At 33.8% G+C, this 12990-nt stretch carries 10 protein-coding genes and 1 tRNA gene; 6 read left to right on the forward strand and 5 right to left on the reverse strand.

The window, feature by feature from the left end:
• Position 1 precedes the first annotated feature (1 nt).
• A complete protein-coding gene (locus tag ACYSNX_RS09405; protein WP_461754423.1) occupies positions 2 to 955 on the reverse strand; it encodes a GSCFA domain-containing protein in 954 nt (317 codons plus the stop codon).
• A gap of 56 nt (positions 956 to 1011) precedes the next feature.
• Positions 1012 to 3639 (reverse strand): alanine--tRNA ligase, encoded by a 2628-nt coding sequence (alaS, locus tag ACYSNX_RS09410; RefSeq protein WP_461754424.1) that lies wholly within the window; start codon positions 3637 to 3639, stop codon positions 1012 to 1014.
• 218 nt (positions 3640 to 3857) lie between these two features.
• Between alaS and ACYSNX_RS09415 the strand changes: the two genes are divergently transcribed.
• Genes ACYSNX_RS09415 through ACYSNX_RS09435 form a run of 5 tightly spaced genes read left to right on the forward strand, consistent with a single transcriptional unit; the run spans position 3858 to position 7087 of the window.
• Positions 3858 to 4835, forward strand: coding sequence for a peptidoglycan DD-metalloendopeptidase family protein (locus tag ACYSNX_RS09415; RefSeq protein WP_461754425.1), 978 nt, complete (start codon positions 3858 to 3860; stop codon positions 4833 to 4835).
• On the forward strand, positions 4835 to 5164 hold the full coding sequence (locus ACYSNX_RS09420) for a MerR family transcriptional regulator (RefSeq protein ID WP_461754426.1): 330 nt from the start codon (positions 4835 to 4837) through the stop codon (positions 5162 to 5164). Before ACYSNX_RS09415 ends, ACYSNX_RS09420 begins: the two co-directional genes overlap by 1 nt.
• Before the next feature lie 22 nt (positions 5165 to 5186).
• Positions 5187 to 5783 carry a LemA family protein gene (locus ACYSNX_RS09425; RefSeq protein ID WP_461754427.1) on the forward strand — a complete coding sequence of 199 codons (597 nt, stop codon included), beginning with the start codon at positions 5187 to 5189 and terminating at the stop codon, positions 5781 to 5783.
• 2 nt (positions 5784 to 5785) lie between these two features.
• Positions 5786 to 6226 (forward strand): TPM domain-containing protein, encoded by a 441-nt coding sequence (locus ACYSNX_RS09430; RefSeq protein WP_461754428.1) that lies wholly within the window; start codon positions 5786 to 5788, stop codon positions 6224 to 6226.
• Positions 6227 to 6229: 3 nt separating this feature from the next.
• A complete protein-coding gene (locus tag ACYSNX_RS09435; protein WP_461754429.1) occupies positions 6230 to 7087 on the forward strand; it encodes a TPM domain-containing protein in 858 nt (285 codons plus the stop codon).
• A gap of 171 nt (positions 7088 to 7258) precedes the next feature.
• Here ACYSNX_RS09435 and ACYSNX_RS09440 read toward each other — a convergent pair whose 3' ends face one another.
• The 3 genes from ACYSNX_RS09440 to era form a co-directional block, all read right to left on the reverse strand.
• On the reverse strand, positions 7259 to 9982 hold the full coding sequence (locus ACYSNX_RS09440) for an outer membrane beta-barrel protein (protein ID WP_461754430.1): 2724 nt from the start codon (positions 9980 to 9982) through the stop codon (positions 7259 to 7261).
• Between the two features lie 56 nt (positions 9983 to 10038).
• A complete protein-coding gene (gene der, locus ACYSNX_RS09445) occupies positions 10039 to 11352 on the reverse strand; it encodes a ribosome biogenesis GTPase Der (protein ID WP_461754431.1) in 1314 nt (437 codons plus the stop codon).
• Positions 11353 to 11419: 67 nt separating this feature from the next.
• Positions 11420 to 12307, reverse strand: a complete 888-nt coding sequence (gene era, locus ACYSNX_RS09450) for a GTPase Era (protein WP_461754432.1) — start codon at positions 12305 to 12307, stop codon at positions 11420 to 11422.
• A gap of 408 nt (positions 12308 to 12715) precedes the next feature.
• On the opposite strand from era, the gene ACYSNX_RS09455 reads away from it, so the two are divergent.
• Positions 12716 to 12788, forward strand: a tRNA-Met gene (locus tag ACYSNX_RS09455).
• Positions 12789 to 12990: the final 202 nt, after the last annotated feature.

The raw sequence follows: 12990 nt of genomic DNA on the forward strand, positions 1-12990 counted from the left end.
ATTATCTAAAATTCATAAATGGATATTGGTCTAATAATTCATCAATTTTACTAATTAATGAATCTAAAAACTCTAAGTGTTGGCTAGCAGTTGGGTTAAAAGGAATATGCCCTAAACCTTTTTGCACTTGATCTACTTTCTTCATCACTGCATAACAATCCGGATGAATACAAAGGCGAACAAATTTCTCCCAAATATAATCAATTGCTATAGCGTTGGGATGAAGCAAATCAGCACCATAAAAACGATAATCTCTAAGTTCATCCATCATTATCTCGTAAGATGGAAAATAACTCACCCCTTGAGAGTATTCCCCTACTACCTGTTGGAGTGTAAAGTGCAATAAGGATTTACTGGCTTGATTTTCAACAAAACCATCTTTACTATGCCTAACAGGAGATAAAGTGGTAATAACCTGTATATCTTTATTATAATGCCTTACTAAGTTAAGAATTTCTTGAAAATTTTCCAATACTTCCTGATAGGACAACATTCGTTTATTAAATAATTTACCGTCCATCTTATGGCAGTTAGCAACAACTCTTTGAGTGGAGACATGCTCATATACCCAGGCTGTACCAAAAGTTAAAATACAGAAATTACTTTCTTTTAAAGATCTTCTTAACTGCATTATCCCAGCATTCAAAGCATCGACAATATCTTGAGCCTCTAAAGCATTTAAATCACTATGGGCCTCAAAACTACTCCAAATCTCTTGATTACAGAACACCTCATCAAGGGTAAACTCTTTTTCTTGGATTGCATACTGTAGCATATTTTTGATAGCTATAGGATGAAATAAAATCCCAAATGGATTTGTGTGTACCTGGAACTGAAAACTTTGTAATTTGGCACTCATATTGACAGCAAAACAGGATCCAATAGACAAAATCTTATCGTTATAAGTGATTTTGCGATCTAACTCTTTAATGCCTACTTCGGTAAGTAATTTCATAGTAGTAAAAATAAAAAAGATTCTCCTTATTTGGAGAATCTTTTTGTTATTCTATTTTATTTTAAAAAATCTTTTGCATGTGACACCGCTAGTGGAAGTCCTTCTAGGTTCTTTCCTCCTGCTGTAGCGAAGAAAGCTTGTCCCCCACCTCCACCTTGGATGTGTTTACCTAACTCTCTAACGATTTGTCCAGCATTTAATCCCTTAGACTCTACAAGGCTCTTAGCTACATAACAAGTCAACATAGGTTTGTCGTTTGCACTGCTTGCTAAAAGCACAAATAAATCTTCTACTTCACTTCCTAGCTCATATACAAGGTCTTTAGCGCTATTAGCATCTAAATCCACTTGGGTAGCTAAAAAATTAATGCCGTTTTCTAAAGTAATTTGTGTCTTTAATTCTGCTTTTAAACCTTTTGCCTTTTGCTTTAATAGCTCTTCAATTTGCTTTTTCAATTTAGCATTCTCTTCTTGTAAAGAAGATACAGCTTTGATTGCATCTTGAGGATTCTTTAAAAGCGATTTAATTTGATCTAAGGTTTTCTCTTGGTTATCGAAGTATTCCATTGCTTTTACATTAGTAATAGCTTCTATCCTTCTAATACCTGCTGCAACTGCTCCTTCGCTAAGTATTTTGAATTGCCAGATATCTGCAGTATTCTGAACATGGGTACCTCCACAAAGCTCAATACTCTCTCCAAAGCGAATCGCTCGAACAGAATCTCCATATTTCTCACCAAATAAAGCCATTGCTCCTTGAGAAATAGCCTCATCAAAACTAATACTCCTACTTTCTTGTAAAGGTAATTGCTCATGGATTCTTTGGTTTACAAAATCTTCCACTTCTTGCAATTGCTCTGTAGTTACTTTAGAGAAATGAGAAAAGTCAAAACGTAAATAGCTAGGACTTACTAAAGATCCTTTTTGCTCTACATGCTCTCCTAATACTTTACGTAACCCTTGGTGCAATAAGTGTGTTGCTGAGTGATTTGCCATAGAGGCTCTACGAGCTTGTACATCTACTTTAGCAATAAATTCAGCTTCTAAATTAGAAGGTAATTCTCTTACAATATGAAGAATCAAATTACTTTCTTTTTTAGTATCAATAATCTCTATATCTTGATTTGGACTACTTAATACTCCAATATCTCCAACTTGCCCTCCTCCTTCTGGATAGAATGGTGTTTTATCTAAAACAATTTGAAATAAAGTCCCATCTTTTTTACTCTCAATTTTACGGTATCTAGTAATTTTAACGTTATTCTCTAAAAGATCATAACCTACAAATTCCTCAACATTACCACCAATTAAAACACTCCAATCATCTGTAGAAACCTCAGAAGCAGCACGAGATCTATCTTTTTGCTCTTGCATTGCTTTTTGGAAACCTTGCTCATCTAATTCCAACCCTTTTTCTCTTAAGATCAAAGCGGTTAAATCAATTGGGAAACCAAAAGTATCGTATAGTTCAAAAGCTTTTGCCCCTGAAATCAGTTTTGTATTGCTTTGTGCAATAACGTTATCTAACAAATGCAATCCTTGTTCCAAAGTGCGTAAGAAAGAAATCTCTTCCTCCTTTATTACATTCATTACAAAGTTCTTTTGAGCAGAGATTTCTGGAAAAAATTCTCCCATTTGCTCGCTTAATACCTCAACTAATTGATGGATGAAAGCTTCTTTTTTATCTAAGAAAGTAAATGCATAACGAATTGCACGACGTAAAATACGGCGAATAACATATCCTGCACCATTATTAGATGGCAATTGACCATCGGCAATAGCAAAAGCGACAGCCCTAACATGGTCCACTATAACGCGAATAGCGATATTAATTTTATCTTGCTCTGCTGTATCAGCTACAATGGTATACTTTCCATTAGTTAATTCTTCAACTCTTTTAATCAAAGGAGAGAAAACATCGGTATCATAGTTAGATTGAACCCCTTGTAAAACCATACAAAGTCTTTCAAATCCCATTCCTGTATCAACATGTTGTTGAGGTAATTTTTCTAAAGAACCATCGGCTTTACGGTTAAACTCCATAAAAACGTTATTCCAAATCTCTACCACTTGAGGGTGATCCATATTTATAAGGTCACGACCACTTACAAGAGCTTTTTCTTCAGCACTTCTAATATCTACGTGAATTTCACTACAAGGTCCACAAGGTCCTTGCTCTCCCATTTCCCAGAAGTTATCCTTTTTATTACCTAATAAGATACGGTCCTCTGGAATTAGCTCTTTCCATAAATCCCAAGCTTCTTGATCAAAAGGCACATTTTCAGCTTCACTTCCTTCAAATACAGTAACGTATAGGATATCCTTTGGAATCTTATATACTTCTGTCAATAATTCCCATGCCCAGGCAATAGCATCTTTTTTGAAATAATCACCAAAACTCCAGTTCCCTAACATTTCGAACATAGTGTGGTGATACGTATCAATACCAACTTCCTCTAGGTCATTGTGCTTTCCAGAAACGCGTAAACATTTTTGGGTATCGGCGATTCGCTTACTTTTAGGGATGGCGTTGCCTAAAAAATACTCTTTAAACTGGGCCATTCCAGAGTTATTAAACATTAAAGTGGGATCGTCTTTCAAAACGATCGGCGCAGATGGTACAATTAAATGTCCTCTCTGTTCAAAAAAGCTTAAAAACTTCTGACGAACTTCTTGTGATTTCATATCTTTATGGAAACTAAATTTCACTTTTTATAAGGATTATCTATAACAGTCTAAAGGTGTTAAATAATCGCTAAATTAACTTTCATACTACTTTTACCCCTTGTTTTAAGGAGATAAAACCCCAGAAAAACCAAAAACATTTTATATTTTTGTTAGCTATCGGGTTTTATTACCTAAATGGAATAAAACTAAATGCAAAAATAGTGTTTTTTTAAAATATGGCTAAGGTAAAATATTATTACGACCCTGAAAAATTAGCATTCTTAAAAATACGTCCAAAAAAATTCAGATTTATTGGGAGTATATTTTTATTTCTATGTAGTTCAGCACTTTTTGGAGTACTTGGACTATTTACCCTAATTAATACAGACATCTTAGAGACACCTAGAGAAAAATTACAGCAAAGGGAACTAGAAGCCTATAAAACCAATTATATTCTTTTAAACAAAAAACTAGATTTACTAGCCCAAGTACTTGATGAATTGGAAACAAGAGATAATGACATTTATCGTGCTTATTTCAATACTGCCGCTATTCCAGAGGAACAAAGAAAATCTGGTTTGGGAGGTTTTAATAGATACAGAGAATTCATAGGTCTGAGCAATGAGAAGATTTTAGTCAACACCAATAAAAAAATTGACCAACTATCTAAGCAGATTGTTATCCAATCCGAGTCTCTAGATGATATAATTGAACTTGCAAAAGGAAAGGAAAAATTCTTATCTTCCATACCGGCTATTCAACCAGTAAAAAATGAAGATCTTAAAAGAATGGCCTCTGGATTTGGTTATAGAAGTGACCCTTTTACCAAAATTCGAAAATTCCACAATGGAATGGACTTCTCAGCAGAATTAGGAACTCCTATATATGCAACAGGAGATGGAAAGATAACAATAGCTAATAATAAGCTATCTGGATATGGTAATTTAATTGAGGTGGATCATGGCTATGGATATAAAACTAGATATGGACATCTTAGCAAATACAATGTTAAACAAGGACAAAGCGTAAAAAGAGGAGATGTAATAGGCTTTGTAGGTAGCAGTGGTAGGAGTTCTGGACCTCACTTACATTATGAGGTATATTATCAAAACAATATCGTAAACCCAATTAATTATTATTATGGGGATATCTCTGCTAAAGAATTTGAATTATTATCTCAAGAAGCTAACCAAGAAAATCAATCACTAGACTAATGAAATTTAATTTACCACCCAAAAGATATTATAGTATTGGTGAAATAGCCAAAGCCATAGGAGTTAATGCATCGACTTTACGCTTTTGGGAAAAAGAATTTGACTTCATCCAACCTAAGAAAAATGCTAAAGGCAATCGAATGTTCTCTCCTAAAGATGTAGAGAACCTTGAACTACTCTATCATTTATTAAAAGAAAGAGGCTTTACCCTAGAGGGGGCTAAGGAATATATCAAGAACAATCCCAAAGAAAAGCAAGATAATTATGAAATTATCAAACGACTAGAATACGTAAAAAAGACACTTATTAGTATCAAAAACGAACTTTAATAAATAAATATATATAAAGACAATGAAAAAAGCACTACTTCCTATCATCGCACTAGTAGTTATATTTGGTGGAATCTTCGCCTATGGTATTTCTATTAATAATACAGCTTTAACATTAAGCCAAGATGAGCAAAGCCAATGGTCAAATGTAGAAACAGCTTATCAACGTAGAAATGATCTTATCGGAAATTTAGTAAATACAGTGGCAGGTTCTGCAAATTTCGAAAAGAGCACTTTAGAGGGAGTGGTAAATGCACGTGCTAAGGCTACAAGTATTACAATTGACCCTACTAATATGACCGCAGAAAACTTAGAAATGTTTAACCAAGCACAAAGCCAGTTATCTTCTTCGTTATCCCGATTATTAGTTGCAAGTGAAAACTACCCAGAATTAAAAGCAAGTGCTCAATTCTCTAAATTACAGGATGAACTAGCTAGTACAGAAAATACAATTCAAACACAAAGAATTCGTTTTAATGATAAAGTAAAGCAATACAATAATTATGTAATGCGTTTTCCTAACTCCGTTTTTGCAGGAATGTTTGGCTACAAAGAAAAACCTTATTTCAAAGCAGTAGAATCAGCAAGCAAACCAGTAGAAGTGGAATTTAACTTCTAGAGATGAAACACATTGAAAACTTTCTAACTTCTGATCAAGAAGCTGAGGTAGTTCAAGCAATTGCTAGAGCTGAAGAAAACACCTCAGGGGAGATTAGAGTACATATAGAAACCAAAACCGATGTAGAACCATATACTAGGGCAACTCATGTTTTTGAGCACCTAGGTATGTTCAATACCCAAAAACGTAATGCTATCCTTTTCTATGTCTGCATGGAGCCTAAGGCTTTTGTAATATTAGGAGACAAAGGCATTAATAACTTAGTGGAGAAAGAACATTTTTGGGAAAGTACAAAGGAACTTGTCATTGATCACTTTAGACAAGGTAAATTCAAAGATGGCCTTATTTCAGGTATTACTAAGGCAGGAAAAAAGCTAGAATCTTTATTTCCAAAAGATGAGCTAAGCACCAATGAAATATCAAACGAAATATCAAAAAGCTAAATTATGAGCATAAACCAGCTTAATAAAATCTTTCATTCTTTAACAATAGTGGTGGTACTACTTATTGGTCAATTTACTTTTGCCCAATTTCAAATCCCACCTAAACCTAAGTTATCTGAACAAACCTCTTTGTATGATTACGCTAAGGTATTAACTAAAGAGCAAGCTAAATACTTAGAGAATAAACTCATAAAGTATTCCGATTCTACCTCAACGCAAATTGTTTTAATTACTGTAAACTCCTTAGATGGAGAGAACATTGATTACATAGGACCTGAATGGCTACAACAATGGGGAATAGGTCAAAAAGGCATCGACAACGGCGTAGTAATGCTTTTTTCCTTGCAAGACCGTAGAATAGGAATATATCCAGGTTATGGAGCTGAAAGTCAGATAACAGCCGGGCAAGGAGGTGAATTGATACGTAATGTAATTATTCCTCAATTTAAAAAAGGGGATTACTTTGCTGGTTTTGACCTTGGAATAGATGGTATTATGCAAATGCTTCAAGGTTCTTATAAAGCAGACAAACCAAGAAAAAACAACCAAGACCAAGGAGATAGTACCATGGGACTGTTTCTTTTAGCCGGTATAGTAGTTTTTATTATCGTGGTAATTGCCAAAAACAAAGATAACAACAATCGACATAATCCCCCACGAGGTGGACGTAGAAGAGAAAGTGTTTTGGGCGACTTAGCCAATATAATTATACTTAGTAGTTTAGGAAGAAGCCATGGCGGTGGATCCGGCTGGGGTAGCTCTGGAGGTTCTGGCTGGGGAGGATCCGGTGATTCTGGAGGCTTTGGAGGAGGCTTCGGAGGAGGAGAATCTTCTGGTGGAGGATCCAGCGGAAGTTGGTAATACAAACAAAAAAGGGGCTGTTTCACAATTGAAGAAAGCCCCTTGTTTGTTTAATAAATATCATATCTTACTTAGTATAAAACAATGACTTAATCTGGGATATAAACTATACCTAATGAATTAAGTCTGAATAACAGTGAAGTAACCTTTATGAGATAGTCTCTTTATTTTTTACCTCATCTTAATACTTCTCATAGCACTTCTTGCTTGTTTTTTTCCAAAAGCATTTAAATTATACACTAGAGAAAACATTACATACTGCTTTAAAACTAGAGACTCCGAATCTACGATCTGAGTTGGGTCAATGGTTCGAATAGAACTTGTATTTTGATTAAGTAAATCATACACCTTAACCTTAGCACGGAATTTACTCTTATAAAAATCATAAGCTAAACTAACGTTCCACATATAATAATCCTTTTGAAAACCACTGGCTATTTGCGAATTGTAGTTATAGGATATATCGTTTCCAAAAACTATATTCTTAGGCCAATAAGTAGTGGTTTGAATTCCTAAATTATGCACAAAACTAGTAGCTTTATCTACTCTAAAATTTCTATAACTAGTAGTATTATAGGTGTAGTTATAAAATGGCTTAATAATTAAATCATCTCCTAATTGATAATTAAGATATACCCTAGGAGTAAACACATTAGCATAAGCTTTATAAGCAAGAGCGTCAATAAACCCTTTCTTAAGCGAATTATTATATCTTAACCCTATACCAAACTTAAGAGTATGTTGATCCCATTTAGCCGTTTTAAACCATTCTGAGTTTAACCTTATTTGGTAATTTCCAGAGATGTTCTTGTAGGTAGATGTACTCTTTCTATCTGCATCATAGACCACATAATTTACAATGCTATTATTTTGAATGGAATTACCAATATTGATTACAAAACCATCCCTTTTCTGAAAATTATACGTTCTAAAGCCGATATTAAAGCTGTGATTACCTGTTGGTTTTAAATCTGGATTCCCAATAATAGTATTTAAAGGATCTGACAAATCTGTAATTGCTAAAAGTTGGGTTGCGCTTTGGTAAGTTAAACCATAGTTATACCTAAAGTTAACTTGGGTATTCTTATTAAAATAATATCTAAAAATGGACAATAACTCAGGGCTAACATAATTTTTATCCGCTCTATAATCCTGACTATTATACAGACCTGTTGCTTTTAAATTAGTTATAACAGCATCTGCTTGAAATTGAAAAGAAAACTTTTTCTTGTTCCAACTAATATTAGTATAAGGACGTAGTTGGTTTTCTACTGTCTTATATCTATTAGATTGTTTCTCATTAAGTATAGAGTAAGTATCGGTTTGCTCATCAAAGTCAAAAACTTGTAGATCGCTTATACTTTGGGTATAATTCCATTTACCTCCTATAATTAGCTTTAAAGAGTCATTTACAGCTAAGTTATAAGCTAAAGTGGTAGTGTAGGAGTCACTAGAGGTAGTAGTCTGTTTAAACTGCCTTCTATCGTCGTTTGGTGTATTACTTTGAAAAAATTCTGTAAAGGACTCATAAAAAGCCTCACCATTATTGGAGGAATTACTATTGTTGAATTCCAAACTTAAAAATTGACCTTCCTTTTCAAATTTTCTAATATAACGGATACTATTACTAAAACTATTACTATCCGAGGTATTGCGAGAAGTACTATTGCTTTTATTTACTAATTCCCTATTTTCATCAAAGGATTCCTCTTGTGATGTACGATCTCCTGAGGAACGATTTCTACTGAATCTAGGAGAAATATAAAGTGCATTTTTATCGCTGATATAATCCATGGATACATTAGCGCTTTGCCCTTGAGAAGTATTTCGGTACTCGGAAAAACTATCGCTAGAAAACTCTCCATCTGGCAAAAACTTTGTCATACTTCTTTTATCCCAATTCTTAGTATCACCATAACTATAATTATAACTACCATCAAGGCTTAACTTATCGTTAAAAGTTTGATTAATATTGGCTCCTAAAAGTCGAGATTCTGTTATACCTCCTTTACTCTTAGAAGTAGTCATATTATCAAACACATCATTCATAGAAAAACCACTAGCATTAATATTGTTAGCAGAGCCTATTACACTAAATTTAGTATTTTGAGTAAAGCTATTTAAAAACAAAGCACTTTCATAACGATCGTCACTACCATATCCTGCAGAGACACGACCAAAGTAACCTTTATTCTTATCCTTGTCTATAGTGATATTTATACTTGCATCATCACTTACAGCTGCCGACTTTGTAAAACGTTCTGTCTTACTTTTCTTGTCGGTTACTTGTATTTTATTCACGATATCAGCTGGTAAATTCTCTAGAGCTATTTTCCCATCTTCGCTAAAAAAAGGCTTTCCGTTTACAAGTATTTCACCTACTGGTTTACCATTGACAGTAATATTATTATTTTCGTCCATCTGTACCCCTGGTAACTCCTTTAACAAAGTTTCTAAGTTAGCATCTGGCCGTACTTTAAAAGAAGAAGCATTAAATTCCAAAGTATCTTTGACAATTCGAATTGGAGCCGCTTGGGCAATAATAATCACCTCCTCTAGATCATTACTTTGCTCGAGTAACACAATATCTCCAAAATCGATAGTTTGACTTACACCATCTTTAAGCTTCTGAACAAAAGTGGAAAACCCATACAAACTAGTGGATAAAAACAACTCCTCCTTATTTGGTAGTACTTTGAGCTCAAAGCTTCCATCTTGACCACTTAGTGAGTATTCCACTAGAGTAGAATCTTTCTGTTTAGAAACATAGACTGTAGCAGCTTCAATAGGACTGCGTAAAGAATCAACGAGCCTTCCTTTAAGACTATAGGTATTTTGCGCTCCTATACTACTAGAATAGAAAATCACTAAAAATAAAATAATATACTTCTTCATAAAAAAAACGATCTTTGTATATACAAAGACCGTTTTAGTATTATCTAGCCGAAAAATTATTTTTGGCGGAAATAAATGTCAATAGGCACACCTTGAAAATTATAAATTTCACGTAACTTATTTTCAATATAACGCTTATATGGGTCTTTAATATATTGTGGCAAGTTAGCAAAAAATACGAATTGAGGCGTAGGCGTAGGCAATTGCATACAATATTTAATCTTAATGTATTTACCTTTAATAGCCGGAGGTGGTGTATGCTCTACAACAGGAAGCATAGCTTCATTGAATTTAGAAGTTGAAATTCTTTGTTTTCTATTTTCAAATACTTCTACTGCAGTCTCTAAAGCCTTTAAAAGACGTTGCTTAGTAACGGTAGAAGTAAAAATAATTGGCACATCAGTAAAAGGAGCGATTTGCTCACGAATAGATGCTTCAAATTGTGCAGCAGTCATCGTGTCTTTATCAATCAAATCCCATTTGTTAACTAAGATTACAATACCTTTACGGTTTTTCTCAGCCAACCAGAAAATATTTTGATCCTGTCCTTCAAATCCTCTAGTAGCATCAACCATTAGAATACAAACATCCGCATGTTCGATTGCTCTAATAGAACGCATTACTGAATAAAATTCAAGATCTTCTTTTACTTTACTTTTACGACGAATACCAGCTGTATCAACTAAATTAAAGTCGAATCCAAATTGATTAAAACGCGTATCGATAGCATCTCTTGTAGTACCTGCAATGTCAGTTACAATATATCTATCTTCTCCAATTAAAGCATTAATAAAACTTGATTTTCCTGCATTAGGTCTTCCTACTACAGCAAAACGAGGAATTTGCTCTTCCTCTGACTCTGGTGAATTATCCTCCTCTGGTAAAGCTGCAACTACTGCATCTAATAAATCTCCAGTACCACTTCCACTCATTCCAGCAATTGGAAAAATCTCTCCAAGTCCAAGATTATAAAACTCAAAAGTATCCTCCATTCTCTTAGCAGAGTCCACTTTATTAACCGCAACAAAAATTGGTTTTGTTTCTTTACGAAGTAATCTTGCTACTTCTGCATCCATAGGTGTAATACCTTCTTCAACATCAACAACAAAAATAATTACATCCGCCTCATCAATAGCTAAATCAACTTGACGTCTAATTTCTCCTTCAAAAATATCATCAGAACCTTTAATATATCCTCCTGTATCGATTACAGAAAATTCACGACCGTTCCAATCTGCTTTACCGTAGTTTCTATCACGTGTTACACCACTAACCGAATCTACGATGGCGTCTCTTCTTTGAATTAGTCTATTAAAAAAAGTCGACTTACCTACGTTAGGTCTTCCAACTATGGCTACTATATTACTCATATTTCTTTATATAAATCGTACGCAAAGTTACTATTTACCCGCGAAACTTTAGAATTTATTTTACTTTCTATTTTTTTTGATTATATCCGAATCGTTTTAATTGATATTCGGAAGATCTCCAATCTTTATTTACCTTAACGAATAACTCTAAATGTACTTTCTTTTGGAAGAATTTTTCCATTTCTTCCCTTGCAGAAGTTCCTACTTTCTTCAGAGCTGATCCCTTATGTCCAATTAAAATACCTTTTTGACTATCTCTTTCTACCATGATTACAGATTTGATGCGAATAATCATTTCTTCTTCAAGGAATTCTTCTGTTTCTACTTCAACAGCATAAGGTATTTCCTTATCGTAATTCAATAAAATTTTCTCACGAATAATCTCATTCACAAAAAAACGTTCTGATTTATCCGTTAATGCATCTTTTGGATAATAAGGTGGACTAACAGGTAAAAGCTCAATGATTCTATCAAAAACTGCTTGCGTATTGAAGTGTTCTAAAGCTGAAATTGGAAAAATCTCTGCGTTAGGAACTTTCGCATGCCATAAGTCCATTTGCTCTTCCAGCTGTACTTGATTGGATTTGTCTATTTTATTTATCAATAGTAAAACAGGAACCTTACTATTTGAAATCCTATTAAAAAAGGCTTCATCTTTTAATTCCTTCTCACCAACCTCTACCATGTAGATTAAAATGTCGGCATCTTCGAAAGCTGTTTTCACGAAATCCATCATGGATTCCTGTAACTCATAGGCCGGCTTAATAATACCAGGGGTATCAGAGAAAACAATTTGATAGTCTTCCTCATTAACTATCCCTAAAATCCTGTGTCGAGTAGTTTGAGCCTTAGAAGTTATAATAGATAACCTCTCTCCTACTAATGCATTCATTAAAGTAGATTTACCGACATTTGGATTACCGATAATATTTACAAAACCTGCTTTATGTGTCATAATGTTTCTTTTTTTTTATCAGAACAAAGATAAGGTATATCCTTGATATGTAGATTATAATTAAGCATTAGTATTACCAAAATTGCACAAAATATTCATGTTTTTAATACAAGTACTAGGATAACTAAAATTCTCAATTATATTAAAGATAACGACTAAATAGCAAAAATAGAAATTAATAGCACTTTTTTTTCTTAGACCTTAAAGCCAAACATAAAATACATGGTGAACAAAAGAAACCAAATACCTAATATAAAGTTAAACTCCATTTAACAAAAAGCCAAGTAAGCAATTGATTCAACAAACATTAAGCACCTAAACCCTAAAAAACAGTCTTACATTATATGCTAATAAACTCACAAATACTTGTGTATGAAAAATATTGGTCGTACTCTTGCAGTACAATATCGCGGGATAGAGCAGTAGGCAGCTCGTCGGGCTCATAACCCGAAGGTCACAGGTTCGAGTCCTGTTCCCGCTACAAAGTAAAGGGGCTGTCTCTAAAGAAAAAGAGACAGCCCTATTTTTTTGCATTTTACTTCTGTGTGATTTTCGGTATTTTTCTAAATATGCGAAGCTCAGACATTGGAAAAATATATTTTCGGTATTTTGGTGTAAAAAGAGGCATTTTATGCCACTCTTTTTCTAATATTCTGTGCGATTGCCAATAATCCGAACTCTAA

The sequence above is a fragment of the Myroides sp. LJL115 genome (assembly GCF_054871665.1).

Bases quoted from the DNA above. Each gene is read 5' to 3' on its own strand.
- ACYSNX_RS09430 (WP_461754428.1), top strand. From the start codon at position 5,786: ATGAAACACATTGAAAACTTTCTAACTTCTGATCAAGAAGCTGAGGTA.
- ACYSNX_RS09435 (WP_461754429.1), top strand. From the start codon at position 6,230: ATGAGCATAAACCAGCTTAATAAAATCTTTCATTCTTTAACAATAGTG.
- alaS (WP_461754424.1), bottom strand. From the start codon at position 3,639: ATGAAATCACAAGAAGTTCGTCAGAAGTTTTTAAGCTTTTTTGAACAG.
- ACYSNX_RS09420 (WP_461754426.1), top strand. From the start codon at position 4,835: ATGAAATTTAATTTACCACCCAAAAGATATTATAGTATTGGTGAAATA.
- ACYSNX_RS09405 (WP_461754423.1), bottom strand. From the start codon at position 955: ATGAAATTACTTACCGAAGTAGGCATTAAAGAGTTAGATCGCAAAATC.
- ACYSNX_RS09415 (WP_461754425.1), top strand. From the start codon at position 3,858: ATGGCTAAGGTAAAATATTATTACGACCCTGAAAAATTAGCATTCTTA.
- ACYSNX_RS09425 (WP_461754427.1), top strand. From the start codon at position 5,187: ATGAAAAAAGCACTACTTCCTATCATCGCACTAGTAGTTATATTTGGT.
- ACYSNX_RS09440 (WP_461754430.1), bottom strand. From the start codon at position 9,982: ATGAAGAAGTATATTATTTTATTTTTAGTGATTTTCTATTCTAGTAGT.
- der (WP_461754431.1), bottom strand. From the start codon at position 11,352: ATGAGTAATATAGTAGCCATAGTTGGAAGACCTAACGTAGGTAAGTCG.
- era (WP_461754432.1), bottom strand. From the start codon at position 12,307: ATGACACATAAAGCAGGTTTTGTAAATATTATCGGTAATCCAAATGTC.